The organism is Nocardioides seonyuensis, from assembly GCF_004683965.1.
Lineage (GTDB): Bacteria > Actinomycetota > Actinomycetes > Propionibacteriales > Nocardioidaceae > Nocardioides > Nocardioides seonyuensis.
In genome coordinates this window covers 44,023-68,660 of the sequence record NZ_CP038436.1, presented here as the reverse complement: position 1 = coordinate 68,660, position 24,638 = coordinate 44,023, and the positions used below count along the sequence as shown (strand labels likewise).

The 24,638-nt window shown below is 71.5% G+C and carries 26 protein-coding genes; 16 read left to right on the top strand and 10 right to left on the bottom strand.

Annotated elements, in window-relative coordinates; translation table 11 throughout:
* The first annotated feature begins 5 nt into the window (after positions 1-5).
* From EXE58_RS00335 to EXE58_RS00305, 7 genes are read left to right on the top strand one after another with little or no spacing between them, the layout of a single operon-like run.
* Entirely contained in the window at positions 6-824 is an 819-nt protein-coding gene (locus EXE58_RS00335) for an alpha/beta hydrolase (RefSeq protein ID WP_244242356.1), read from the top strand.
* 9 nt (positions 825-833) lie between these two features.
* On the top strand, positions 834-1,553 hold the full coding sequence (locus EXE58_RS00330; RefSeq protein ID WP_135266046.1) for a lysophospholipid acyltransferase family protein: 720 nt from the start codon (positions 834-836) through the stop codon (positions 1,551-1,553).
* A gap of 44 nt (positions 1,554-1,597) precedes the next feature.
* Positions 1,598-2,698: a MacS family sensor histidine kinase gene (gene macS / locus EXE58_RS00325; protein WP_244242355.1), complete on the top strand. Its 1,101-nt coding sequence runs from the start codon at positions 1,598-1,600 to the stop codon at positions 2,696-2,698.
* Positions 2,695-3,204 carry a flavin reductase family protein gene (locus EXE58_RS00320; protein WP_135266045.1) on the top strand — a complete coding sequence of 170 codons (510 nt, stop codon included), beginning with the start codon at positions 2,695-2,697 and terminating at the stop codon, positions 3,202-3,204. The genes macS and EXE58_RS00320 overlap by 4 nt, the downstream gene beginning before the upstream one ends.
* Before the next feature lie 10 nt (positions 3,205-3,214).
* Complete coding sequence (locus tag EXE58_RS00315; RefSeq protein WP_135266044.1) at positions 3,215-3,859, top strand: response regulator; 645 nt, start codon at positions 3,215-3,217, stop codon at positions 3,857-3,859.
* Entirely contained in the window at positions 3,843-4,325 is a 483-nt protein-coding gene (locus EXE58_RS00310) for a GNAT family N-acetyltransferase (RefSeq protein ID WP_135266043.1), read from the top strand. Before EXE58_RS00315 ends, EXE58_RS00310 begins: the two co-directional genes overlap by 17 nt.
* Before the next feature lie 9 nt (positions 4,326-4,334).
* Positions 4,335-5,249, top strand: a complete 915-nt coding sequence (locus tag EXE58_RS00305; protein WP_244242354.1) for a hypothetical protein — start codon at positions 4,335-4,337, stop codon at positions 5,247-5,249.
* Between the two features lie 2 nt (positions 5,250-5,251).
* Here EXE58_RS00305 and glpK read toward each other — a convergent pair whose 3' ends face one another.
* The 4 genes from glpK to EXE58_RS00285 form a co-directional block, all read right to left on the bottom strand.
* A complete protein-coding gene (glpK, locus tag EXE58_RS00300; protein WP_135266042.1) occupies positions 5,252-6,724 on the bottom strand; it encodes a glycerol kinase GlpK in 1,473 nt (490 codons plus the stop codon).
* Positions 6,721-7,557, bottom strand: a complete 837-nt coding sequence (locus tag EXE58_RS00295; protein ID WP_135266041.1) for a DUF1028 domain-containing protein — start codon at positions 7,555-7,557, stop codon at positions 6,721-6,723. The genes glpK and EXE58_RS00295 overlap by 4 nt, the downstream gene beginning before the upstream one ends.
* 146 nt (positions 7,558-7,703) lie before the next feature.
* Complete coding sequence (locus tag EXE58_RS00290; RefSeq protein ID WP_135266040.1) at positions 7,704-8,900, bottom strand: pyrophosphate--fructose-6-phosphate 1-phosphotransferase; 1,197 nt, start codon at positions 8,898-8,900, stop codon at positions 7,704-7,706.
* 51 nt (positions 8,901-8,951) lie between these two features.
* Positions 8,952-9,620, bottom strand: a complete 669-nt coding sequence (locus EXE58_RS00285) for a helix-turn-helix transcriptional regulator (RefSeq protein WP_135266039.1) — start codon at positions 9,618-9,620, stop codon at positions 8,952-8,954.
* A gap of 56 nt (positions 9,621-9,676) precedes the next feature.
* On the opposite strand from EXE58_RS00285, the gene folE reads away from it, so the two are divergent.
* From folE to EXE58_RS00260, 5 genes are all read left to right on the top strand, one after another.
* The gene (folE, locus tag EXE58_RS00280) at positions 9,677-10,273 is read left to right on the top strand and encodes a GTP cyclohydrolase I FolE (RefSeq protein ID WP_135266038.1); all 597 of its coding nucleotides are present in this window, start codon (positions 9,677-9,679) and stop codon (positions 10,271-10,273) included.
* The gene (locus EXE58_RS00275) at positions 10,270-11,478 is read left to right on the top strand and encodes an NAD(P)/FAD-dependent oxidoreductase (protein ID WP_135266037.1); all 1,209 of its coding nucleotides are present in this window, start codon (positions 10,270-10,272) and stop codon (positions 11,476-11,478) included. The genes folE and EXE58_RS00275 overlap by 4 nt, the downstream gene beginning before the upstream one ends.
* A gap of 127 nt (positions 11,479-11,605) precedes the next feature.
* Complete coding sequence (locus EXE58_RS00270; RefSeq protein WP_135266036.1) at positions 11,606-13,051, top strand: APC family permease; 1,446 nt, start codon at positions 11,606-11,608, stop codon at positions 13,049-13,051.
* A gap of 64 nt (positions 13,052-13,115) precedes the next feature.
* Positions 13,116-14,453, top strand: a complete 1,338-nt coding sequence (locus EXE58_RS00265) for a class II 3-deoxy-7-phosphoheptulonate synthase (RefSeq protein ID WP_135266035.1) — start codon at positions 13,116-13,118, stop codon at positions 14,451-14,453.
* Between the two features lie 28 nt (positions 14,454-14,481).
* A complete protein-coding gene (locus EXE58_RS00260) occupies positions 14,482-15,483 on the top strand; it encodes a threonine aldolase family protein (RefSeq protein WP_135266034.1) in 1,002 nt (333 codons plus the stop codon).
* Here EXE58_RS00260 and EXE58_RS00255 read toward each other — a convergent pair.
* From EXE58_RS00255 to EXE58_RS00235, 5 genes are all read right to left on the bottom strand, one after another.
* A complete protein-coding gene (locus EXE58_RS00255) occupies positions 15,461-16,321 on the bottom strand; it encodes an NADase-type glycan-binding domain-containing protein (protein WP_135266033.1) in 861 nt (286 codons plus the stop codon). The genes EXE58_RS00260 and EXE58_RS00255 overlap by 23 nt on opposite strands.
* A 17-nt stretch (positions 16,322-16,338) precedes the next feature.
* Positions 16,339-17,229, bottom strand: coding sequence for a DMT family transporter (locus EXE58_RS00250; protein ID WP_135266032.1), 891 nt, complete (start codon positions 17,227-17,229; stop codon positions 16,339-16,341).
* Positions 17,226-18,101 (bottom strand): deoxyribonuclease IV, encoded by an 876-nt coding sequence (locus EXE58_RS00245; RefSeq protein WP_244242352.1) that lies wholly within the window; start codon positions 18,099-18,101, stop codon positions 17,226-17,228. The genes EXE58_RS00250 and EXE58_RS00245 overlap by 4 nt, the downstream gene beginning before the upstream one ends.
* 26 nt (positions 18,102-18,127) lie before the next feature.
* Complete coding sequence (pknB, locus tag EXE58_RS00240) at positions 18,128-20,161, bottom strand: Stk1 family PASTA domain-containing Ser/Thr kinase (protein WP_244242349.1); 2,034 nt, start codon at positions 20,159-20,161, stop codon at positions 18,128-18,130.
* 127 nt (positions 20,162-20,288) lie between these two features.
* Positions 20,289-21,095, bottom strand: a complete 807-nt coding sequence (locus EXE58_RS00235; RefSeq protein WP_167288579.1) for a glycoside hydrolase family 16 protein — start codon at positions 21,093-21,095, stop codon at positions 20,289-20,291.
* A gap of 86 nt (positions 21,096-21,181) precedes the next feature.
* Between EXE58_RS00235 and EXE58_RS00230 the strand changes: the two genes are divergently transcribed.
* The 3 genes from EXE58_RS00230 to EXE58_RS00220 are packed head-to-tail and all read left to right on the top strand — an operon-like array spanning position 21,182 to position 22,391.
* Positions 21,182-21,553, top strand: a complete 372-nt coding sequence (locus EXE58_RS00230; protein ID WP_135266030.1) for an Rv2175c family DNA-binding protein — start codon at positions 21,182-21,184, stop codon at positions 21,551-21,553.
* Positions 21,553-21,960, top strand: coding sequence for a guanyl-specific ribonuclease (locus EXE58_RS00225; RefSeq protein ID WP_135266029.1), 408 nt, complete (start codon positions 21,553-21,555; stop codon positions 21,958-21,960). The genes EXE58_RS00230 and EXE58_RS00225 overlap by 1 nt, the downstream gene beginning before the upstream one ends.
* Positions 21,957-22,391: a barstar family protein gene (locus EXE58_RS00220; protein ID WP_167288578.1), complete on the top strand. Its 435-nt coding sequence runs from the start codon at positions 21,957-21,959 to the stop codon at positions 22,389-22,391. The genes EXE58_RS00225 and EXE58_RS00220 overlap by 4 nt, the downstream gene beginning before the upstream one ends.
* Before the next feature lie 219 nt (positions 22,392-22,610).
* Here EXE58_RS00220 and EXE58_RS00215 read toward each other — a convergent pair whose 3' ends face one another.
* The gene (locus tag EXE58_RS00215) at positions 22,611-23,678 is read right to left on the bottom strand and encodes a polyprenyl synthetase family protein (RefSeq protein ID WP_135266027.1); all 1,068 of its coding nucleotides are present in this window, start codon (positions 23,676-23,678) and stop codon (positions 22,611-22,613) included.
* A gap of 63 nt (positions 23,679-23,741) precedes the next feature.
* Between EXE58_RS00215 and metF the strand changes: the two genes are divergently transcribed.
* On the top strand, positions 23,742-24,632 hold the full coding sequence (gene metF / locus EXE58_RS00210; protein WP_135266026.1) for a methylenetetrahydrofolate reductase [NAD(P)H]: 891 nt from the start codon (positions 23,742-23,744) through the stop codon (positions 24,630-24,632).
* Positions 24,633-24,638 lie beyond the last annotated feature (6 nt).

The following is a 24,638-nucleotide window of genomic DNA, read 5'->3' as shown; positions in this document are numbered from 1 at the left end:
CGTCCGTGAAGAACCCGCTCCGCCGGCCTCCGGCCGCACCCCTGGACCCCGTCCTCGTCGCCCCCATGTCGACCCCGGCCCGCCCCGAGCTCACCGGCGGCCGTCGGGTGGGTGTGCTCGTGCAGCACGGGTTCACCGGCAGTCCTGCGTCCATGCGCCCCTGGGCGGAGGAGCTCGCCGCCCACGGCTACGCGGTGGAGATGCCGCTCCTGCCCGGGCACGGCACCCGGTGGCAGGACCTCAACCGGACCACGTTCGCCGACTGGTACGCCGCGGTCGACGCGGCCGTGGACCGGCTCGTCGCCGAGAACGACGAGGTGGTCGCCGTCGGCCTCTCGCTGGGCGGTGCGCTGTGCCTGCGGCTCGCCGCCGACCGCGGCGACGACCTGGCCGGCGTCGTCGTCGTCAACCCGGCTGTCGACACGCTCCGCAAGGACGTCAGGCTGCTGCCCCTGCTCAAGCACGTCGTGCCGGCCTTCCCGGGCATCGCCAACGACACCAAGAAGCCGGGTGTCGACGAGGTCGCCTACCCCATGACGCCGCTGCGCGCCGCAGCCTCGATGTTCGCGGCGTTCAAGCAGCTGCGGGCGGACCTTCCCCGGATCACCGTCCCCGTGCTCTTCTTCCGGTCGGCCGAGGACCACGTCGTCGACATCTCCAGCTCCCGCGCGCTGAACAGCGGCATCTCCTCGCGCGACTTCACCGAGCGCGTCCTCGACAACAGCTTCCACGTCGCCACCCTCGACAACGACGCCCCGCGGATCTTCGCCGAGTCGATCGAGTTCATCGAGCGCGTGACGACTCGCGACGCCGAGCAGGGCTAGGCTCCCCCCGTGCTCTACTGGTTCCTCAAATGGATCGCCATCGGCCCGGTCCTGCGGCTGATCTTCCGTCCGCGCGCCTACGGCGTCGAGCACGTGCCCGAGGAGGGCCCGGCGATCCTGGCGAGCAACCACCTCTCCTACGCCGACTGGCTCTTCATGCCGCTGACCCTGCCGCGGCGGGTGACCTTCGTCGCCAAGGCGGAGTACTTCAACACCCCCGGCGTCAAGGGCTGGTTCCAGAGGAAGTTCTTCTCCGGTTCCGGGCAGGTGCCGATCGACCGCTCCGGCGCGAACGCCGCCGAAGGAGCCCTGAAGGCCGCGAAGAGGATCCTCGCCGAGGGTGAGCTCTTCGGCATCTACCCCGAGGGCACGCGGTCCCACGACGGCAAGCTCTACCGCGGCAAGACCGGCGTGGCTCGGCTGGCGCTGGAGAGCGGCGCGCCGGTCGTGCCGTGCGCCGTGGTCGGCACCGACGTCGTGGCCCCCACCGGCAAGATCTTCGGCTCGTGGACCCGCCCGACGGTGCGCTTCGGCAAGCCCTTGGACTTCTCGCGCTACGAGGGCCTGGAGAACGACCGCTACATCCTGCGCTCGATCACCGACGAGATCATGTACGAGATCATGCGGCTCTCCGAGCAGGAGTACGTCGACGTGTATGCCGCCAAGGCCAAGGAGCTCGACAAGGAGAAGGCACGGCAGTCGACCGAGGCCGAGAAGAAGGCATCCTGAGTCCCGGGGCACTGGCCCCGGACGGGGCGCGGATCGACTCCGCCGTGGCGGTCGAGGACCGTCTCTTCCGCGCCCTGGCGATCGCGCGGGTCGTCGTCACGGTCAACATGGTCGTGCTCAACGCCTACCGCCACGACAACTTCGAGCACCCGACCACCGCACTGGTGGTGGTCCTCGGCCTGGTGCTCTGGACGGTGCTGGCGCTCTGGCTGTTCGACGCCCACCGCCGCCGTACGCCGCTGCTGCTGGTCGCGGACCTCGTGGTGGCGTGTGCGGCGATGGCGCTGACGCCCCTGGTCAAGACGGAGTCGTTCAACGCGACCATCCCCGGCTTCTGGGTGATGGGGGCGCTGTTCGCGTGGGCGGTCCACTGGCACTGGAAGGGTGGCCTCGCCGCGGGCGCGGCGCTGTCGGCGACCGACCTGCTCATCCGTGACTCCGTCGACCAGGGCAACTACGGCAACGTCTTCCTGCTGATGATCGGCGGCCCCATCGTCGGCTACATGTGCGCCTCCCTGCAGCGGATGGCGGCCGAGCGCGATGCCGCGGAGCGGGCTGCTGCCGCCGCCGAGGAGCGCACCCGACTCGCCCGTGCCGTGCACGACGGGGTCCTCCAGGTGCTTGCGATGGTGCAGCGCCAGGGTGCGGCCGCCGGCGGGGAGTGGGCGCGCCTCGGGGCGCTCGCCGGCGAGCAGGAACGCTCGGTGCGCTCCCTCATCCGCCAGCAGGACTCACTCATGGCGCCGAGTGGGGCGACCACCGACCTGGCGGGAGCCCTCGAGTCGCTCGGCACCTCCCACCCGGTCCGCGTGGAGGTCGCGACACCGGGCGGCCCGGTCCTCCTGGACTCCGACCGGGCGGCGGAGATCGTCGCGGTCGTGCGTGCCTGCCTCGACAACGTGCTGGCCCACGTCGGCCCCGACGCGACGGCGTGGGTGCTGCTCCAGGCCTCCGCCGAGGCGGTCGTCGTCTCCGTGCGCGACGACGGCGACGGCATCCCACCGGGCCGCCTGGAGGCGGCCGAGCGCGACGGCCGACTGGGCGTCGCGTCCTCGATCCGCGGCAGGATCGCCGACCTCGGTGGCACCGCCTCGCTCGACACCGGCGAGTGGGGGACCTCGTGGGAGATCGAGGTGCCCAGGTGACGATCCACGACAGCCACCCCTTCCCGACGCCCGACGACGCCGTGCGCCGGTTCCGCGGTCGCTCCGGTGGAGCCGTCTCGCTCTGGACCACGGGTGACGAGGACGACCGGGCCGGGCTCACCGTGAGCTCGTGGCTGGTGGCCGGCGGGGAGCCGGGTCGCGTCCTCGCCCTTCTCGATCCGGTCGCAGACCTCACCGAGCTGCTGCTCGAGCGGCGGCGTGGGGTCGTCCAGCTGTTGCGCTGGGCCCACCGTGACCTCGCCGACGCCTTCGCAGGGGTCGCGCCGGCGCCCGGCGGCCCGTGGCGACTGGACCAGTGGGAGTCGACCTCGCACGGGCCACGGCTGGCGTCGGCGACGACCTGGGCCGACGTCTCGGTCGAGTCCGACGTCGAGGTCGGCTGGTCGCGCCTGGTCACCTGCACGATCGACGCCCTGGTCGTCGGCGACGACTCGGACCCCCTGATCCATCGAAGGGGCCGCTACGTGCGGCCCGCGGGGGACTAGGCTCGCCAGCATGGTCAGGGTGATGGTGGTCGACGACCACCCGATGTGGCGAGACGCGGTCGAGCGCGACCTGGTGGCAGCCGGTCACCAGGTGGTGGCGGTGGCGGCCAACGGGCGTGAGGCCCTGGCCCGGTTCTCCGCGGTCGCACCTGACGTCGTCGTGCTCGACCTGCAGATCCCCGAGCCCAATGGCGTCGAGGTGACCCGCCAGATGATCGAGCACGACCCCGGCACCAAGGTGCTGATCCTGTCGGCCTCGGGCGAGCAGGACGACGTGCTCGAGGCGATCAAGGCCGGCGCGACCGGCTACCTGGTGAAGTCCTCCTCGAGTGGCGACCTGATCGACGCCGTGCGTCGCGTCTCCGAGGGAGACACCGTCTTCACCCCCGGCCTCGCCGGGCTGGTCCTCGGCGAGTTCCGCCGCATCGCGGAGGGACCCGACGACGACCCCGCATCGGCGCTCACCGAGCGCGAGACCGAGATCCTGAAGATGGTCGCCACCGGGATGGCCTACAAGCAGATCGCGCAACGCCTCGTGCTGTCGCCTCGCACGGTCCAGAACCACGTGCAGAACACCCTGCGCAAGCTCCAGATGAACAACCGAGTGCAGCTCACGCGATGGGCGATCGAGCACGGGCTTGACCACACCGAGTGAGACGCGGCCAGCTCGCGCCACCTGGCGGCGGGCCAGCCCGGAGGACGCAGGAGCCCTGCGCGACCTCGAGCGCGACTCCAACCTCGTGGGGCTCGCACACGTCTTCGGCGAGCTGCCCTTCCCGTCCGACGCCGTGCTGGCCCGCTGGGCCCTGGTGCTGGACGACCCCGGCGTCGTGACCGAGGTCGTGGACGGGCCGGAGGGCCTGCTGGCGTTCGCCGCCCACGACGGCGACTCGCTGAGGCACCTCGGCGTCCACCCGTCGGCCTGGGGGCGCGGCCTCGGCTCGGCCGGGGTGGGGCGTGCCGTCGCAGCGGGCGCGAGGAGGCTGTGGGTGCTCGAGCTCAACCACCGCGCGAGAGAGCTCTACGAGCGGCTCGGGTGGACGCCGACCGGGGTCACCCAGGAGTGCCCGTGGCCGCCCCATCCCACCGAGCTGGAGTACGCCCTCGCTGGTGGGCAATAGGCTCGCGCCGTGCCCGACTCGCCGCTGGAGACCGCCCTGCTCGAGATCGCGGACGAGCTCTACGGCCTCCCGCTGCCCGACTTCACACCGTCCCGCGACGCGCTGGCCAAGGAGCACAAGGCCGACAAGGAGCTCGCAGCAGGCATCAAGGGCCTGAAGAAGGCCTCGGTCGCGGCGTGGGTCGTCAACCTGCTGGTGCGTCGCGACCCCGAGCAGGTCGAGCAGGTCCTCACCGTGGGGGCCGCACTTCGCGAGGCCGCCGCCGATCTCGATGCCGCCCAGCTGCGCGAGCTGACCAAGCAGCGGCGCCAGCTCACCGCGGCCGTCACGACGAGCGCTCGTCGGACCGCGCGCGGTGAGGGGGTCAAGGTCACCGAGTCCGTCGCCGAGCAGGTCGAGGCCACGCTCACGTCGGCGATGCTCGACGCCGACGCGGCCAAGGCGGTGCGCAGCGGGCTCCTCGTCAGCCCGATCGTGGCGACCGGTGTCGGTGAGCTCGACCTGAGCGCTGCGGTGGCCCTTCCCGGCGCACTCGGCTTCGAGGCGACGACGCGATCGGTGACCGTCCCGGAGCCGACCGCCAGGCCCCAGCTGCACGTCGTACCCGATCCCGAGGCCGACAAGAAGGCGCGGGCGGCGGCGGACGAGCGGGTGCGCGAGGCAGAGACCGCCCTGGAGGAGGCGCAGGCCGCAGCGCGCGCGCCGGCGGAGACGCTCGCCGAGCTGGAAGCCAGGACGTTGCAGCTCCAGGCGGAGATCGACGAGCTGCGCACCCGGATCGCCGAGCACGAGCGTGCCCTGGAAGAGACGGACGACGAGATCGCCGAGGCCGAGGAGGCCCGCGACGAGGCCGAGGAAGCGGTGGCCGAGGCCGAGAACGCTCTGGAGGACGCGCGGCGCGCTCGAGCCAGGCTGGACCGCTGAGGCTAGACCTCCGCCCAACCCTTGGCGCGCTCGACGGCCGCCGTCCACCGGCGGTACGACGCCTCGTGGGCCTCGCGGTCGCCCGTCGGCTCGAAGCGCCGGTCCAGCGCCCACGTCTCGCGCAGGTCGTCGGTCGAGCTCCACGCACCGGTCCCGAGCCCGGCCAGGAACGCCGCTCCGAGTGCTGTGGTCTCGACGATCTTCGGCCGCTCGACCGGCAGGCCCACCTGGTCGGCCTGGAGCTGGCAGAGCAGGTCGTTGGCAGCCGCGCCGCCGTCGACGCGCACGGCAGCGGCCTCGGGCATCGTCTCGAGCACGTCGCGTACCTCGAAGGCGATCGCCTCGAGGGTGGCGCGGACCAGGTGTGCCCGGGTCGTGCCTCGGGTGATCCCCAGGATGGTGCCGCGCGCGTGGGGGTCCCAGTGGGGGGCGCCCAGCCCGGTGAGCGCGGGCACGAAAACGACGCCGTCGGTGTCGGGGACGGTTGCCGCGATCGCCGCGGTCTCCTCAGCCGACCCCACGATCTGGAGCCCGTCGCGGAGCCACTGCACGGCGGCTCCCGTCACGAAGATCGCGCCTTCGAGGGCGTAGGTGGTCTCGCCCTCGGGTGAGCGCCAGGCGGCGGTCGAGAGCAGGCCCGCCTCGCTGCGCACCACCGTGGTCCCGGTGTTGGTGAGGATGAACGATCCGGTGCCGTAGGTGCACTTGGACTCGCCCTCGGCGAAGCACGTCTGGCCGAAGAGCGCGGACTGCTGGTCCCCCGCGATGCCGGCGATCGGCAGGGAGAGCCCGGCGAAGACGGCGGGGTCGCTGGGTGCGACCTCGCCCCAGTTGGGCACCAGGTCAGGGAGCGCGTCGCGAGGAACTCCGAAGAGCGAGCACAGCTCGTCTGACCACTCGCCGGCCTCGAGGTCGAGCAGGAGCGTGCGCGAGGCGTTGGAGACGTCGGTGACGTGCCAGGTGCCACGGGTCATCCGCGCGATGAGGTAGGAGTCGACGGTGCCGACGGCGTAGCGACCGGACTGGACGAGCGCCCAGGTGTGGGGTTCGTGCTCGGCGAGCCACATGAGCTTGGTGCCGGAGAAATAGGGGTCGAGGCGGAGCCCGGTCAGCTCGGTGACCCGCTGCTCGTGACCCTCGTCGCGCAGCCGGGTGCAGATGTCGGCGGTGCGCCGGTCCTGCCAGACGATGGCGCGACGGGGCGAGGAGAGGGTCTCGCGGTCCCACAGGACCACGGTCTCGCGTTGGTTGGTGATGCCGATGGCGGTCAGCTCGGACTGGTCGACCTGGGCCAGCACCTCGCGGGTGGCCTCCAAGGTGGCCTGCCAGATCTCCTCGGCCGAGTGCTCGACCCATCCCGGCCGCGGGAAGTGCTGGCGGAACTCCTGGTAGCCCTTGGCGGTGATGTGGCCCTCGGTGCTGACGACGACGGCAGTGACGCCGGTGGTGCCGGCGTCGATCGCGAGGATGCTCACGCCTGTCCCCGCACGATGGCCAGGACCTGGCGGTCGATCCACTCGGGCCGCAGCCCGGGGGCCACCCGCATCTCGTAGTTCTCGGAGCCGACCCACTCGCGGAAGTGCTCGTGGCCGTGTGCCCGGGCGAACGCCTCGAGCTCGTCGTGGATCTCGTCGGTCACCGCAACCTGCTCCTCGGGCGTGGACGCCGTGAGGTAGAGGTCGTTGAGGTCGAGCAGACGCGTCAGCTCGGTCACCGGGGCAGCGTGGTCGTCCACCCGGAGGTCGACGGCGGTGTCGTCGAAGCCGCCGTAGCCGGCTCCCTCGCGTACGACGAGCAGCGCGGCGGACTGCCTTCCGCGGCGGTCTCCGCCTGCGTCGTCCCCTGCTCGCAGCGCAGCGAGCAGCTGGCGTGCGAAGGGCTGGTCATGGGCGTCGCTGAACGCGGCCACCATCGCCTCGACCACCTCGGGGCCGGTCAGGATGTTGCCCTGGATCGCGTAGCCGGCGCCGTCGTCGGTCTGTCCGGCGGAGCCGCCGGCCCAGTCGAAGCAGTCGCGGCCGGTGAACGTGGCCGGCGTCCCATCGGAGTCGACGATCCCCACCTGCCGGTCCTCGCGCCCGTCGTCCTCCTCCAACAGCCGGTCGAGGGCGACCTGTGCGGTGGCCCCCTCGTCGAGGTGGGCCAGGCCCACGAACTTGTAGGAGATGTTGGCGTCGGCCTGGGTGGCGATCGCGCCGACGCGAGCGACAGCGGCCGGCACGGCCGAGCCGACCGCGAGGAACTTGGAGGCCACCGCCACCCCCCAGGACTCGCCGTCAGCGGATCTGGCCACGATCGAGAAGGTCATGGAGCGACCCTAGCGAGGGTGGCGGCGGACGACGTACGACGTCGCGAGGGTGGCGGCGGACGACATCCTTCCGACCGGGATCGATGTCGGGTGCCGCCAGCGTGGCGGACGCGATGTCGTGTGCCGCCAGTCTGGGGCGGACGGTCTCAGGCCTGGCCCATGTCGGCCAGCAGTTCGGTGAACCACGCCTGGGTGACGTCGAAGGGCTTGTGGCCGGCGATCCGCTCGAACTCGATGGCGCGAAGCTCGTCGTCGCGGTCCTCGTCGTGGCCGATGACCCCGGGCACGCGGTCGAGGCCGCACTGCACCGCGAGCTCTGCCATCTCCCGGATGAGCGCGAGGTCTGTCTCGCCGGCCGGCGCCGAGCGGCAGAAGTAGCCGGACTTCTGCACCATCCGCTTCTCGGCGCCGATGCGCTCGGCGAGCTCGCGAGCGATCCAGCGGCCCGGGTTGACCGTGTCGATCTTGACGTGGCCGAACGGGTCCCTCTCGACGGTCTCGCCCGAGGCCTCGAGGTTGGCAACGATGTCGGCCACGCCCGCCCCTTCGGCGAGGAAGACGTTGACGCAGCCGACCTCGTCCATCACCGCGCGCAGCCGCTCGGCCTCGGCATCGATGTCGAGCCCGAGCTCGGGCACGTAGATCGCGTGCAGGGCCCACCTCCGCGGGTCGAGCCCGATGCCGGGGAGCCATTGCTGCACGGCGTGCCAGGCCATGTAGTCGCGTGCAGCAGCCGCGGTGAGCCACCCGCTCGCGCGTCCCATCACCTCGTGGACGATGAGCATCCGTGGGTTGGAGCCGTGCTCGGCCAGGACGTTCTGGGCGAAGCGCGAGGCCTCCTGGGCGGCCGTGAAGGCGCCCAGGCTCTGCCGGATCGGCACGATGTCGTTGTCGATGGTCTTGGGCAGCCCGACGACGGTCAGCTCCGAGCCCTGTTCGCGGAGGAAGGCGGCGAGGTCCGCTGCTGCGGTGTTGGTGTCGTCGCCACCGATGGTGTGGAGGACGTCGACGCCGTCGGACCGAAGGCGTCCCGCCGCCACGGCCAGGGCAGTCTCGTCCTCGCCGATCAGTCCTCGCGCCCGGCAGTCCGCGTCGTTTGTGAGCTTGACCCGGCTGTTGCCGATCGGGCTGCCGCCGAAGCGGTGGAGCAGGCTCGCGCCCGCCCGCTCGTCGGGGCCGATCACGACGTGGTCGCCGGTCAGCAGCCCGTGGTAGCCGTGCCGGTAGGCGATCAGCTCGATGTCGGGGTCGGCGGCGTCGTAGAGCTCGATCAGTGCGCCCACCGCGGAAGAGAGGCACGGCGCGAAGCCGCCTGCCGTAAGGATCGCCACACGCTTGACCATGTCGTGAAGGCTAGTGGGAGGGCGCCGGCTCCACACATGCCGAGGGTCGAGTCAGTCCGGCCGGAGGACCACGCAGCAGCGCCCCGGCTCCGGTTCCAGGCTGGCGCCCAACCCGCCGACCCGCTCGCAGAAGCCCTCCAACAGGTCCCTGTTGAGGCCGCACACGAGCGCTGTGTGCTCGGTCATGAGCATGTGGAACGGGCAGTTGGCCATGGTCACGCAGCCGTCAGCGGCCCTCGGCTCGTATCCGTGGCCGGCGAGGACCCGCGCGGCGGTCTCGATCGGCGTGCCGGAGCCGGACGCCTCGTCAGCCATCTGCCTGCCGTGGTCGCGGGCAACCTCCGCGAGTGCCTCGGCCACGGGGTCGCCCGTGGCGGTCGACCGTGAGATCGCGCGTGCCATCAGGTCGCCGGCGAGGAGGTACTCGCGCGGAGGGAGCGAGACCGCGATCTCCTCGGGAGCCCGGCGGTAGACCTTGGCAGGCCGGCCCGCCCCGGGTCCGGTGCGTCCGCTCAGGCGGAGGTAGTCCGAGCTGAGCAGGCCGGTCTCCTCCAGGCGATCGAGGTGGAACTTCGCCTGGTGCCGGGGGAGACCCAGGGCCCGGGCGGCCTGGTCGCGGCCCACCGGCTCGTCCTGGGCGCAGACGTAGTCGTAGAGGCGGCGTCGTACGCCGTCGGCGAGCGCGCCGATGCCCGCTGCCTGCTCCTCGAAGCCCGCCATGCCACCTCCTCGGTCGTGCCCTTGACGATAGTGCGCGAGGCTTCTAACGTCTAGATATGACGACGTTAGAGATACGACCTCGCGACACGGTCAGCCCGATCCCCGACACGGTCGCCGCCGAGGCGGCGGCTCGTGACTTCCTGGCTGCGCTCGGCGTCGACGCCGACACGCCCGGGACGCTCGAGACCCCGGGCCGGATGGCCCGCGCCTGGGCAGAGATGCTCACGCCGCGGGAGTTCGAGATGACGACCTTCCCGAACGACGAGGGGTACGACGAGCTGGTGGTCGTCGGCGACATCCCGGTCCAGTCGCTGTGCGAGCACCACATGCTCCCGTTCACCGGTGCCGCCCACGTCGGCTACCTGCCCGGAGACCGCATCCTCGGGCTCTCCAAGTTCGCGCGCGTCGTGGAGATGTTCGCCAGGCGGCCGCAGGTCCAGGAACGCCTGACCCGTCAGGTCGCCGACTGGCTCGACGAGCACCTGGCACCACGAGGTGTCGGGGTGGTGATCGAGGCCGGCCACTCGTGCATGTCACTGCGGGGAGCGCGGGCAACCGGTGCGCTGACGCGGACAACGGCCCTGAGCGGGGAGCTCCGCAGCGATGCAGCCCTGCGCGCTGAGTTCCTCTCCTCGGTCGGAGGTGCGCGATGAGCGCCCCGCGGCTCGTGGTCGTCGGCGCCGGCATGGCCGCCGGCCACCTGGTGGGGGCACTCCGCGACGCGGGGGACGAACGACCGATCACGGTGCTCGGTGACGAGGGGCAGCGTCCCTTCGAGCGGCCGGGCCTGTCCAAGGAGGTGCTGCTCGGCTCCAAGGAGGCCGACTCCCTCTACGTCCGCGACCAGGACTGGTACGACGACCACGGGGTCGACGGACGCTGGGCCGATCCGGCCGTCTCCCTCGACCTGGAGGGCGGTTCGGTCCGGACGGAGTCGGGCGAGAGCATCCCCTTCGACGACCTGGTGATCGCCACCGGCGCGCGTCCCCGGACCCTCGACGTCCCGGGTGCCGGCCTGACGGGCGTGCACACGCTGCGGCGGATGGACGACACGGCGGCGTTGCGCGAGGCGTTCGGTCCCGGCGTCCGCGTCGTCGTCGTCGGTGCGGGCTGGATCGGTCTCGAGGTGGCCTCCGCCGCCCGCGCGGCCGGCGCGGAGGTCACGGTCCTGGAGTACGCCGACGTACCCCTCGCCGCCGCACTCGGTCCGGTGCTCGGACAGCACTTCGCCGACCTCCACCGCCGCAACGGGGTCGACCTTCGCACTGGGGTCACCGTCACCGGTTTCACCGGGGACGCCCGGGTCACCGGCGTCCGTGCCGGTGAGGAGGAGGTCCCCGCCGACGTCGTCGTGGTCGGCGTGGGGGCCGTGCCGAACACGGACCTGGCGGAGGCCGCCGGCCTGGAGGTCGACAACGGCGTCGTCGTGGACGAGCGGCTGCAGGCGCGGCCACACGTGCTCGCCATCGGCGACGTCGCCTCGGCGACCAACACCACCCTGGGCCAGCGCCTGCGCGTCGAGCACTGGGACAACGCGAAGCGCCAGGGCAGGCTGGCCGCCCAGGTCCTGCTCGGCGAGGACGCGTCGTACGACTGGCAGCCCTACTTCTACACCGACCAGTTCGACCTCGGGATGGAGTACGTCGGCCGCTCGGCACCCGAGGACGACGTCGTGCTCCGAGGCGACCAGGGCTCCGGCGAGTTCATCGCGTTCTGGACGCGCGAGGGCACGGTCACGGCGGCGATGAACGTGAACGTCTGGGACGTCAACGACGACCTGCGCGCGCTGGTGGGCCAGAGGGTCGAGGCCGAGAGGCTGGCGGACGAGGCGGTGGCGTTGGCCGACCTGGTCTCGTGACAGGACCTCGTCCTTCCTCGACCGCCGGGGGCGGCCCGCGCTTCGTCGACCATCGATGAGGTGCGGTGCTTGCCACGAGCCTCTGCGCGGGGCCAGAGTGGACGGCACACCGAACCCAGGGGGCGCGATGTCAGACACAGCGGTCGAGACGGCGGACGAGCGCCTGGAGCTCAAGCGGGTCATGGGCCCCAAGCTCCTCCTGCTGTTCATCGTCGGAGACATCCTCGGCGCCGGTGTCTACGCCGTCACCGGCCAGATGGCGGCAACCGTCGGCGGGATGGTCTGGCTGCCGTTCCTGCTGGCCTTCGTCGTCGCCACGATGACGGCGTTGTCCTACCTCGAGCTGGTCACGAAGTACCCCCAGGCCGCGGGTGCCGCGCTCTACACGCACAAGGCCTTCGGCATCCACTTCGTCACGTTCCTGGTCGCGTTCGCGGTGGTGTGCTCCGGCATCACCAGCGCCTCCACGTCGGCCAACGTGCTGGCCCAGAACCTCACCGGCGGCTTCGTGATCAACGGCTGGATGGACGAGGCGCCGAGCACCAGCGTGACGATGCTCATCGCGATGGCCTTCATGCTCCTGCTGGCCGTGATCAACCTGCGTGGAGTCGGGGAGTCGGTGAAGTTCAACGTCGTCCTCACCCTCGTCGAGATGACGGCGCTGTTCATCGTCATCCTGGTCGGGTTCTGGGCGATGGGGCAGGGCGACGGCGACCTGAGTCGCATCACGGCCTTCAACACCGCCGCCGACCAGAGCACGTTCATGGCGATCACGCTGGCGACGTCGGTCGCCTTCTTCGCGATGGTGGGCTTCGAGGACTCCGTGAACATGGTGGAGGAGACCAAGGAGCCGGAGCGCATCTTCCCGCGCACCATGCTCACCGGCCTCGGCATCGCGGTCCTCATCTACATGCTGGTCGCAGTGGCGGTCGTCTCGGTGCTGACGCCGGGCGAGCTGGAGACGATCAACGAGTCCGAGGGTCGAGCGCTCCTCGAGGTCGTGAGCAAGGGCGCCCCCGGGTTCCCCATCGACCGGATCTTCCCGTTCCTGGCCGTGTTCGCGGTTGCCAACACCGCCTTGATCAACATGCTGATGGCGAGCCGGCTGCTCTACGGCCTGGCCAACCAGGACGTCCTGCCTCGCACCCTCGGGAAGGTCTCCCGCAAGCGGCGGGCGCCGTGGGTCGGCATCCTCTTCTCCACGGCCCTGGCGCTGGGGCTGATCCTCTACGTCGCCACCCAGTCCGACAGCCCGGTCGTCACGAGCCTCTCGACGACGACGGCGCTGCTGCTGCTCGCGGTGTTCACGGTGGTCAACATCGCCTGCCTGGTTCTGCGCCGCGACGGCGTCGAGGGGTTCTTCCGCTCACCCGGTCCCACCCCGGCGCTCGCCGCCCTGCTCTCGGTCGCCCTCATCGTGATCCCGTGGGGAGAGCGTGAGGCGATCGTCTACAAGGTCGCCGGCGGCATGCTCGCGCTCGGCGTCGTCCTCTGGGCGCTGACGTGGCTGACAAACCGCGGTGTGCGCGCCAAGAAGACCGGGTTCCGCGACATCGAGCACCTGGGGGAGTAGTCCTGTGGGTCCGGCCGCTGGTCTCGAGTACGGCGCCGCGTGCCCCCCGCCGTACCCTTGAGAGGTGAACGCCCTCCCGACCCTCGAGCAGCTGCGCGCGCTTGGCCCGCTGCAGCAGCCCACCTACCCCGACAGTGCGGCCGTCGATGCCGCGGTCGCGCGCCTGCGCACCGCACCGCCGCTCGTGTTTGCGGGGGAGTGCGACGACCTGAAGGACAAGATCGCCGCTGTCAGCCGTGGTGAGGCGTTCCTCCTCCAGGGCGGCGACTGCGCCGAGACCTTCGCCGGGGTGACGGCCGACAACGTGCGCAACAAGCTGCGCGTGCTGCTGCAGATGGCCGTCGTGCTCACCTACGCCGGGTCCGTCCCGGTGGTGAAGCTGGGGCGTCTCGCGGGGCAGTACGCCAAGCCCCGCAGCTCCGACACCGAGACACGTGAGGGGGTGACGCTTCCCGCCTACCGCGGTGACGCCGTGAACGGCTTCGAGTTCACCCCCGAGTCGCGCATCCCCGACCCGCAGCGCCTGGTCGAGGTCTACAACGCCTCCGCCGCCACCCTCAACCTCATCCGTGCCTTCGTCAGCGGCGGCTACGCCGACCTGCGCCAGGTCCACACCTGGAACAACGACTTCGTCCGTGAGTCGCCGTTCGCACAGCGTTACGAGGCGATGGCCGACGAGATCGAGCGCGCGCTCACCTTCATGAAGGCCATCGGCGCCGACCCCGACGAGTTCCACCGGGTCGACTTCCACTCCAGCCACGAGGCGCTGCTCATGGACTACGAGCACGCCATGACGCGCATCGACTCCCGCACCGGGCTGCCCTACAACGTCTCGGGCCACTTCGTGTGGATCGGCGAGCGGACCCGCCAGCTCGACGGCGCCCACGTGGAGTACTTCCGCCACATCCGCAACCCGATCGGCTGCAAGCTGGGTCCCACGGCGACGGCCGACGACGCGCTGTCGCTGGCCCACAAGCTCAACCCCGAGAACGAGCCGGGCCGGCTCACGTTCATCACCCGGTTCGGCGCTGACAAGATCCGCGACGGCCTGCCTCCGCTGGTCGAGAAGGTCACCGCCGAGGGCGTCTCGGTCGCGTGGGTCAGCGACCCCATGCACGGCAACACCTTCGAGACCTCCAACGGCTACAAGACGCGCCGCTTCGATGACGTGATCGAGGAGGTCCAGGGCTTCTTCGACGTCCACCGTGCGCTCGGCACCGTCCCCGGCGGCGTCCTGGTCGAGATGACCGGCGACGACGTGACCGAGTGCATCGGCGGCGGCGAGGAGATCGACGAGCACGGGCTGGCCCACCGCTACGAGTCGGTGGTGGACCCGCGCCTGAACCGCGTGCAGTCGCTCGAGCTCGCCTTCCGTGTCGCGGAGATGCTGCGTCGCCGCTGACCTCCCGGGTGCCCGATAGGTTCTGACCGTGATCGACCTGCGCTCCGACACACTCACCAAGCCGACCGAGTCGATGCGTGCCGCCATGGCCAGGGCCGAGGTGGGTGACGACGTCTACGCCGAGGACCCCACCGTCCTCGAGCTCGAGGACCGGGTGGCGGCGATGTTCGGCCACGAGGCCGCGCTCTTCACCCCCACCGGGTCGATGGCCAACGTCCTGGCCGTGGCCTCGGTCGTCGAGGCGGGCCAGGAGGTGCTGTGCGAGTCCTCGGCCCACATCGCCCGGGCCGAGCTGGGTGCCCACGGAGCGTTCACCGGGCTCACCATGCGCACCTGGACCGCGCCGCGCGGCCAGGTAGACCTCGCGGCGATCGAGGCGATGTTCGCCCCCGACATGGGCCCGTTCTTCGTCCCGACGGCCGCGATCTCCATCGAGAACACCCACAACTTCGCCGGCGGCGCGGTGCTGCCGTACGACGACCTGCGAGCCCTGCGAGCCTGGGCGGACGAGGTCGGCACTCGCGTACACCTCGACGGGGCCCGCATCTGGAACGCGCACGTCGCCACCGGCACGTCGTTCGCGGACTACGGCCGGGTGGCCGACGTGATGGCCGTCTGTCTCTCGAAGGGGCTCGGTGCCCCGGTGGGATCGCTCATGGTCGGCGCGGCAGAGGCAATTGCCCAAGCGCGCGTCCGGCGCAAGCGGATGGGTGGCGGCATGCGCCAGGTGGGGATCCTGGCCGCGGCGGGCCTGCACGCCCTCGACCACCACGTCGAGCGGCTGGCCGAGGACCACGCCCACGCCAGGCTGCTCGCCGAGGCGATCGGCGTCGACCCGGCGGACGTCGACACCAACATCGTCGTCGTCGACCGTGACGACGCCACCGCGTTCGTCGCCGCGGCAGCCGAGGAGGGCGTACGGATCGCAACCGTCGGCCCGCGCACGGTCCGCCTGGTGACCCACCTCGACGTGACCAGAAGCGACGCCGAGCGGGCGGCGGTCGTGCTCAGCCGGCTGGCCGGCCGATGAGCCGCACCTCGCTGATGGCGGTGTAGTCGCGTCCAAGCGTCCCGGCACCGGGAGGTGTGACCCCGGTGATGGTCAGGGTCACGGTCCTCGTGGTGACAGGCTGGACCCGGGTCAGCTGCAGCGTGGGTCGCAGTGCGAGCGACTGGTCGCGAGTGGCGTCGCCGAAGCCCCAGGTCACCGTCGTGATCCGGCGGTTGTTGGGATACCAGTCGACGCCCGCGATCTGCTTGGCGTAGCCGTTGACGAGGCCGACCCGGACGATCTCTGTCGGCTCAGCCAGTCTGAACGTGAGGGTCGTCCCGGTGCCGTCGCCGGGCATCCGCCACGCGGTCGCGAGCTGGCCGTCGAGCATCCGGGCGGCCTCGTAGGAGACCAGCTGCCCGTCGAGGTCCTGCGTGGATGGGGCCGTGACCGGCGCTGTCACGGTGGAGCTCCGTGAGACGTCGACCGGCCTGGCCTTCGGCTCCTCGGGCGTGGTGGACCCCGTGGGCTCCGGCTCCTGCGGGGTCGTCGCCCCGGTCGTCGGGTCCTGCGCGGTGCCGGGGTCGCCGCCCTCGTCGCCCAGGCACGAGACGAGGACGAGGAGCAGCACGACCAGGACGACCGTGCCACCCAGCCACGGCAGCCACGCGGGGCTCGGCTCGTCGCCCGCGCCGCGCTCGGTGTCCTCGGGGGCCGGGGGAGCATGCGGGGCGACGTGGTCGTCGTGGGGCTCGTCCTCCCGGATCCAGGGCAGGAACGCCTCGGCATCCTCGACCGGTGCGCCGACGGGGTGGCCGCAGTTGAGGCAGAAGCGCCCCACCCCCAGCTCGGCACCGCACCGCTCACATGTCTCCACGCGCCCCACAGTAGGTGTCACACGGCGATGTGGGGCAGCTCTCCCTCGATGCTGCGCCGAGGAAGCAGCTCGACGGCGACCATCGCCACGAACACCATCCCCCCGCCGACAAGGAGTCGCGAGGTGATCATCTCCCCTCCGAGCCAGACGGCGAAGAAGGAGGCGAAGACCGGCTCCATGCTCATGATGATGGCGCTCCTGGTCGGTGGCAGGTGGGCCTGGGCCCACGTCTGGGCCAGCAGGCCGATCGCGGCGACGACGAGCGCCATGTAGAGCACCGAGGCCCAGTCACGCCCGGTCTCCGGCAGGACGATCCCGTCGGGGACGGTCGCGAGGGTGCACACCAGCGTGATGACGATGATCTGCAGGATCGTCATGCCGATCGCGTCCTGGGCGGTGGACCAGGCGCCCAGCCCCACGATGTGCAGGGCGTAGAGCAACGCGGACGCGAAGGTGATGGCCTCGCCGTAGCCGACGCTGAGGCCGTTGAGCGTGAGGACTCCGAGCCCGGCTGTCGCCAGGGCCACGGCCGCCCACGTCAACGGGGGGATGCGGGTGCGCAGGATGGCCGCGGCGAAGAGCGGCGTGGCGACGACGTAGAGCCCGGTGACGAAGCCGCTCACGCTCGCGGGCGTGTGGGCCAGCCCGGCGGTCTGCAGGATCTGCGCCACCCCGTAGAGCACGCCCAGGAGAAGTGAGTGCCTGCGCACGACCGGGGACAGCCGTCCGATCGCCTTCGGGGCGACGACCAGCAGCGCGACGGATGCGACACCGAACCGCACCGCGAGGAAGTCCAGCGTCGGCACCCTGTCGAGCAGGTCCTTGATCAGGAAGAACGTGGACCCCCAGCACGCGGCGGTCGCGAGCAGGGCGGCCGCAGCCAGGAAGGTGGTACGCCGCTCGCTCACGACGCCGCCTCGGCGCGCAGGCGGCGGAGCACCTCGAAGTCGAGGCTGCCCGGGTCGCGTGAGCCGGGGGTCTCGAGGATGAATGGCACGTCGTCGAGCGCGGGGTGGGCGAAGAGCTCGGCGAACGCGCCCTCGCCGATGTGGCCCTCTCCGATGCTCTGGTGACGGTCCTTGAACGCCCCGCGCACGTCCATCGAGTCGTTGGCGTGGATCAGCCTGAGCCTCCCGGGTCCGGCGATCTCGACGATCCTGTCGACCGTTGCGGTCGTGCCTCCGGGCTCGTCGAGGGGCGCGCCCGCCGCGAAGGCGTGACAGGTGTCGAGGCACACGCCCGCCTTGGGGTGGTGGTCGAGGGCGGCGAGATAGGGGCCGAGGTCCTCGACTCCCGCGCACAGGGAGCGACCCTGACCGGCCGTCGGTTCCAGCAGCAGCCACGGCGCGGACTCCTCCGACACCGCGTCGAGGATCGGGAGCAGTCCCTCGCGCACCTGGGCGAGCGCGGCGTCGTACTGCTCGGTGGAACCGGTCGGGTCGACGTAGGAGCCGGTGTGCACGACGACTCCCTCGGCCCCGACCTGGGCGGCTCGCGCGAGGTTGTGGGCCACCGACGCCACCGAGCTCTCGAAGGTCGCGCGGGTCGGGGACCCGAGGTTGACCAGGTAGGGCGCGTGGATCACGACGCGGAGCCCGCGACGCTCGCACTCGGCACGGAAGGCGTGGTCGTCGGCGGGGTTGCCCTGGGACAGCGCCCAGCCGCGCGGGTTGCCCGTGAAGACCTGGATCGCCTCGCAGCCGACCGCCTCGGCGTTGGCCAGGGCGCCCTTGACGAGGCCACTGCCCACGAGCACGTGGGTGCCGATGGGGTTGCGCACCCGGCCAATCAGATCAGACGTGCCGGTCAGATCAGGAAGAGGGTGACGGTGCTGCCCTTGGGGGCCATCGACCCCGCGGAGGGATCGCTGTCGAGCACGAAGCCCAGTCCGAGGTAGCTGCCCGACTCCTCGGTGCGAACGACGAAGCCCAGCTCCTCCAGGGCGTCGGTGGCGGCCTCGACACCCATCGCCTTCGTCTGGGGGACCTCGACCAGCTCGGGCCCTTGGGACACGACGAACTGGACGGTGTCTCCCTTGTTGAGGGTCCCCGTGGCAGGGGTCTGGGAGATCACGTCGCCCTCGGCGACCGTGTCGCTGAACTCCTCGCTGGTGACCTCGCCCACCAGCTGCTTCCCCTCCAGCCACGCTTGCGCCCTGTCGAACGGCTTGCCGGTCCAGTCGCGCACCTCGATCGGCTTGCGGCCCTTGCTCACGACGAGGTCGACCGTGTCACCGGGCTTGAGCGTGGTGCCGGCGGCCGGAGTGCTCTTCATCACCTGGCCGGCGGGGACCTTCTCGCTCCAGCGTTCGGTCGACTCGCCGAAGGTGAGACGGGTCTCGGCCAAGGCGTCCTGGGCGGCGTCCTCGGTCATGCCGCGTAGCGAGGGGACGTCGTAGCGCTCGGGACCGAGCGAGAGGACCAGCGTCACGCTGCCTCCGTCGAGGACCCGGTCACCGGGGCTCGGGTCGGTCTGGAGGACCTTGCCCTTGGGCACCGACTCGGAGAACGTCGGCTCGCCCTCGGCAGCCTCCAGGCCGGCCTGGTCGAGCCGTGCCGTGGCGGCTTGCTCGCTCAGGCCGAGGACGCCGGGAGTGGTGGTGTAGCGGGCCCAGCCGAACCACCAGGCACCGACACCGATCCCGGCGACGAGGAGAAGGGCGAGCAGGAGGACCAACGGACCCTTGGCCGACCTGCGGCGAGGCGTGGTCGCCACGGGGGCGGGGCGGGTGGGCGCCCGGCGGGGAGCGACAGGGGCCGGCGCGGACGGCCGCCGGGCGGGTACGACGGTGTGGCGCTCGATCGCGGTCGTCCGGTCGTCGGTGCCGTCGTCGAGCAGCCCCACCTCGGCCGAGCCCACCTGCGTGAGCAGGGCGATGGTGTCCTCACCGACCTCCTGCTCGGGGTGGTCGAGCGGGACTGGCCGCGGCATCAGGTCGGCAGCGAGCTCGGGGTCGCTCGACACGCCGTCGCGCAGGGCCTGGGCGACCCGGTGCAGGTGGTGCAGGAGGACTCCGGCATCCGAGGGTCGCTGCGTGCTGTCGCGCGAGGTGGCGCGCGCCACCAGGGCATCGACGAAGTCGGGGAGCCCCGGGACGAGCGCGGACGGTGGGGGCACGTCGTGGTGCACGTGGCGGTAGGCCACCTGGATCGGTGACTCGCCCTCGTGCGGCTTGGTGCCGGTCAGCAGCTCGTAGAGCACCACGCCCACGGCGTAGACGTCGGCGCGCGAGTCGGCACGACCGTCGACCACGAGCTCGGGCGCGAGGTAGGACACGGTGCCGATGAGCACGCCGCTGGTGGCGGTGTGCTGGGTCTCGGCGCTGACCGCCTTGGCGAGCCCGAAGTCGGCGACCTTGATCGCACCGCCCGACTCGCCCTCGTCGGCGATCAGGACGTTCTCGGGCTTGACGTCACGGTGGATGAGACCGGCTCGATGGGCTGCTGCCAAAGCCGAGACGACCGGCTCGAGCAGTGCCAGGGCACGCGCCGCCGGCATCGGCGCCTCCTTGCGGATGACGTCGCGCAGCGTGTGCCCGGGGACGAACTCCATGACCAGGAAGACGGTGCCGTCGTCGTCGCCCTGGTCGTAGACGCCGACGACGTGCGGGTGGTTGAGGCGCGCAGCCGCGCGTGCCTCGCGGACGAACCGCTGGGCGAAGTCCTCGTCGTCGCCGAGGCCGGCGTGCATCACCTTCACCGCGACCGTGCGGTCCAGCCGGGTGTCGGTGGCCTCGTAGACACTGGCCATGCCTCCGCGCGCGATCCTGGGCCCCACGCGGTAGCGGCCGTCGAGGAGCCGACCGACCATGGGGTCACGGACGCGCTCGGGGGGCACCACGTCTCGACCTCCATCACCGGGCGGGGAAGGATCCGGCGCCTCATCCTACGGAAGCGACTCCAGCCGGACGGTGCTCAGCGCGCCCACGGCGTGGCGTCGGGGTGCCTCAATGCGGCCGCCCGGGGGCTCAGCAGGCGCCGTTGTACTTGCTCAGCTCGAAGGCGGGCGCCTTGACCGAGCGCTCGTTCGGCGCGCGCATGGTCCAGTAGCGCATCCAGTCCATCTGCATCCGGGACGGGTGCATCGTCTTGCCACGGAGTGCGCGCAGCTCGAACTTGAGCTGCCGCGGTACCGGGTCGAGGGCTGCGTCGCGGCGCTCGGTGTGGACGACGTGGGCGTCGACGAACCAGGAGATGTGGTCCTTCGCGACCTCGACGCCGTAGGTGTGCCACCGGTCGTTCCTGAGGTGGCGGCCCTTGAAGCCCCGGAAGGAGTTGTTCGGGAGGGTGTGCACGTAGGACTTGACCGTGTTGGTGCCGAGGGTGAAGTTCTCGAGGCCGATGTCACGACCCCCGCAGTGCTGGTCGCGGGTCCCGCCCGGCACCAGCTCCGTCACGACCTTGAAGTTCCTGCCTCCCTTGACGGTCTCCATCCGGCGGGCGCGCATCCGGATCTCCCAGCGGCCGTAGGTGTGTCCGGGCAGGTCGAGCTTGGCCGAGACGCTGCCCTTGCGGGTGGACATCAGGGTGAGCATGCCGTTCTGGGTGCGTACGACGCCGCGTCCGGTCTGCTTCCAGAAGCCGGGCTTCGGACCGACGAACTCCTGCCGGAACACGCCGTGCTGGTACCAGCCGAAGGTGTTGCCGGCGTGGACGGGGCCGGGGGATCCGTTGACGTGGTCCGCTACCGCCGCAGGGGTCACTGCGCTCGGCGAGAGGGTGAGGGCGAGCAGGCCGGTCAGTGCCGCGGCCACGGTCGAGCGGAGGATGCGCATCGCACCACGGTACGAACGGCTCGCCGCCACACAAAATCGGCCTCCCGGGCGCCCCACTGCCGGGCAGCCCGGCCTAGGCTGCGGCCATGACTGATGTGCCTCTCGCCGAGCGCGACCTGTCCGCACTGGTCCCCGAGTGGCTGACATGGGCTGAGGTGGCCGACCTGCTCGGTGTCACCCCCGGCAAGGTCCGCACCATGATCAAGGACCACGAGCTGGCCGCGGCGGTCTCCGAACCCGGCGCCGGCCCGCGGGTGCCGGCTGACTTCATCCAGGACGGCCTGGTCGTCAAGGGCCTGCCCGGGCTGCTCACGGTGCTGCACGACCAGAACTTCGACGACCGCGAGTGCATCGCGTGGTTGTTCACCGACGACGACCTCCCCGGCCGTCCGATCGACGCGCTGCGCGAGAACCGCGGGCGGGAGGCCAAGCGTCGCGCGCAGGTGCTCGGTTTCTGATGCGCGGGCGCCAGCTGGTCGTGGCCCTGGTCGCGCTGCTGGCGTTCGGCCTGCTGTGGTGGGCGCAGGGTGGGGCGACCCCCGAGCCGGAGATCGGACAGGACGGTCTTCCCGTCGTCCGGGCGCCCCAGCTGCCGACCGAGGCCCGCGACGTGCTGGACCGCATCGACGAGGGCGGACCGTTCAAGTACCCCGACAACGACGGCGTCACCTTCCAGAACCGCGAAGGACTGCTGCCTGACCGGCCACGGGGCTACTACGAGGAGTACACCGTGGAGACGGCCCCGAGGGAGCGTGGACCCTGGCGGATCGTCACCGGCGACGAGCTCGACGAGGTCTACTGGACCGAGGACCACTACCGGTCCTTCGCCCGCATCGAGGACCACGGGATCGAGGACCTGGAGTGAGCGGCCTGGCAGCGGTCCTGGCCGGGCACGAGCCCCCCGGGGTCTACCTCTGGCGCAGCGCGCTCGAGCCCGCCGCCGTGCGTGAGGCCGTCGAGAACGCCGACTGGGTGCTCGGCCACGTCGACGGGTGGGTCTCCGACGGCACGAGTGCGGCGTTCCTGGCGGACGTGGGCCGAGCGTTGCACTTCCCCGAGCACTACGGCCAGAACTTCGACGCCCTGGCCGACTGCCTGCGTGACATCGGCGCCGGCCGCGCGGGCGTCGTACTTCTGTGGGACGGGTGGGCCACCCTCGCCCGCCATGACGAGCGCGCGTTCGGCATCGCTCTCGACGTGCTGGCCGAGCGGGCCGGAAGCGACCGGGAGGTGCCGTTCACCGTGCTGCTGCGCGGCGACGGGCCGGCGGTGCCCGGGCTCCGCACCCTGGACTAGGTGCGAAGTTCCGACACACCCTGAGCCGCTACCCGGGAGCAGGACCCTGTCGTGGTGTCACGACGGTGGTCGCATCCCGACGTCGATCGCGGGCCGTGGCGCCACAGCCCGTGACACAACCGGCCTGCTGGCCGCCGTGAGGTGGCCTGTCCCGGAACACAACACGCTGGCCCCTGCGCTGTGAGCTGAACCGGGCCGGATCAGATCGGGACGCGACGCTCAGACTGTCCGCTGGGTCGCTGCCGCCGCCAGCTCGGTGAGCGCCCCACGGGCCTGGGGGTCGACATCGGCGGCGCCGAGTGCGGTGACCGCCTGCTCCGCGAGGTCGGTGATCATCGACTCCACGCGCTGGCGCGCCCCGGAACCATCGATGACGGTCCGCAGCTCGTCGACGTCGGCACGGCTCAGGTCGGTGCCGAGGGCTGCGTCGAGCCGCTCCGCCTCGGCGGGCGAGGCACCGTCGAGCGCGAGCGCCACGAGCACGGTCCGCTTGCCCTCGACCAGGTCGTCGCCCGCAGGCTTGCCCGTCGTGTCGGGGTCGCCGAAGACCCCGAGGAGGTCGTCTCGGAGCTGGAACGCCTCACCGAGCGGCAACCCGAACCGGGAGAGCAGGTCGAGCTGGTCAGCCGTGGCTCCGGCGAGCGCGGCCCCCACGTGGAGGGGACGCTCGATGGAGTACTTCGCCGACTTGTAGCGCAGCACGGTCATGGCCGTGTCGACGTCGGCACGCCCCCGTGCCTGCACCGACACGTCGAGGAACTGGCCGGCGATCACCTCGTTGCGGCACAGGTCGAAGACCCGCTGTCCGTCCAGGACGCGCTCGGGCGGGAAGCCGCTGCCGCGGAGCATCTCCTCGGCCCATCCCAGCAGCAGGTCGCCGAGCAGGATCGCCGCGGCGGCGCCGTACTGCTCGGGGTCGCCCCGCCAGCCCGCCGCACGGTGCTCGGCCTCGAAGGTGCGGTGCGTCGAGGGGCGGCCGCGCCTGGTGTCGGAGGCGTCCATGTAGTCGTCGTGGACCAGCGCGCTGGCATGGAGCAGCTCGAGCGAGGCGCAGGCTCGAGCCAGGGACTCGGGGTGGTCGTTGGCCGGCGCGACCGCCCGGTGCCCCCAGTGGCAGAAGGCGGCGCGGAACCGCTTGCCGCCCGTGACCGAGGTGCGGGCCTCGGCGAGCAGCCGGGTGGCATCGGGACCCAGGGGCGCCAGGAGGGTGGCCTGGTGGTCGAGGAAGTCGTCGAGCACGCCCTGCACCCCGACGCGGAAGGTGTCGGGATCCCAGGATGCGCTCACGCACGGAGCCTAACCAGTGGGACGATCACGCTGATCGGCGCGTGGCTCCCTAGGCTCTGCCCCATGACGCAGGACCCGGGACGCAGCATGCGCGACCTCATCGAGGGCGGTGACAGGTCCTTCTCCTTCGAGTTCTTCCCACCGAAGGACGAGGCAGGGGAGGAGCAGCTGTGGCGCGCCATCACCGAGCTCGAGCCCTACCGGCCGACGTTCGTCTCGGTGACCTACGGCGCGGGCGGCTCCTCCCGTGACACGACCGTGCGCATCGTCGAGCGGATCGCACGCGAGACGTCGATGCTGCCCGTCGCGCACCTGACCTGCGTCGGTCACACCACCGACGAGCTCGCCGCGATCCTGCGCGACCTCTCCGACGCCGGCGTCAGGCACGTGATGGCGCTGCGTGGCGACCCGCCCGGCGGGCCCGGCTCGCCGTGGACGCCCACGGAGGGCGGTCTCGACCACGCCGACGCGCTCGTGGCGTTCATCAAGCGCACCATCGACGCCAGGGTCGGCGTCGCAGCCTTTCCCGAGGGTCACGTCGACGCGCCCTCGCTCGAGGCCGACGCACAGGTGCTCAAGGCCAAGCAGGACGCCGGGGCGGAGTTCGCCGTCACCGAGATGGTGCTGCGTGCCTCCGACTACGCCGCCCTCGTGGAGCGGGCCCGCGCCATCGGCGTGGACATCCCGATCATTCCCGGCATCATGCCGATCCTGAGCCTCCGCTCGATGCAGCGCATGGCCGAGCTGTCGCGGCGCGACCTGCCCGCCGAGGTGGTGGAGAGGCTGACGCCCCACGCCGACGACGCCGCCGCCCTCCGCGCCGAGGGCATCGCGATCGCCACCGAGCTCTGCGAGCAGCTTCTCGGGGATGGCGCCCCGGGCCTCCACTTCTACACGCTGAACTTCTCGCGCGCGACGCGAGAAATCTTCACCGGTCTCCAGATCACCGTCTGATCGCCG

Excerpts from the sequence above, each read along its gene's own strand:
- EXE58_RS00315 (WP_135266044.1), top strand. The coding sequence starts at position 3,215 with ATGGTCAGGGTGATGGTGGTCGACGACCACCCGATGTGGCGAGACGCG.
- EXE58_RS00295 (WP_135266041.1), bottom strand. The coding sequence starts at position 7,557 with ATGACCTTCTCGATCGTGGCCAGATCCGCTGACGGCGAGTCCTGGGGG.
- EXE58_RS00290 (WP_135266040.1), bottom strand. The coding sequence starts at position 8,900 with ATGGTCAAGCGTGTGGCGATCCTTACGGCAGGCGGCTTCGCGCCGTGC.
- EXE58_RS00285 (WP_135266039.1), bottom strand. The coding sequence starts at position 9,620 with ATGGCGGGCTTCGAGGAGCAGGCAGCGGGCATCGGCGCGCTCGCCGAC.
- folE (WP_135266038.1), top strand. The coding sequence starts at position 9,677 with ATGACGACGTTAGAGATACGACCTCGCGACACGGTCAGCCCGATCCCC.
- EXE58_RS00275 (WP_135266037.1), top strand. The coding sequence starts at position 10,270 with ATGAGCGCCCCGCGGCTCGTGGTCGTCGGCGCCGGCATGGCCGCCGGC.
- EXE58_RS00270 (WP_135266036.1), top strand. The coding sequence starts at position 11,606 with ATGTCAGACACAGCGGTCGAGACGGCGGACGAGCGCCTGGAGCTCAAG.
- EXE58_RS00235 (WP_167288579.1), bottom strand. The coding sequence starts at position 21,095 with ATGCGCATCCTCCGCTCGACCGTGGCCGCGGCACTGACCGGCCTGCTC.
- EXE58_RS00230 (WP_135266030.1), top strand. The coding sequence starts at position 21,182 with ATGACTGATGTGCCTCTCGCCGAGCGCGACCTGTCCGCACTGGTCCCC.
- EXE58_RS00225 (WP_135266029.1), top strand. The coding sequence starts at position 21,553 with ATGCGCGGGCGCCAGCTGGTCGTGGCCCTGGTCGCGCTGCTGGCGTTC.
- metF (WP_135266026.1), top strand. The coding sequence starts at position 23,742 with ATGACGCAGGACCCGGGACGCAGCATGCGCGACCTCATCGAGGGCGGT.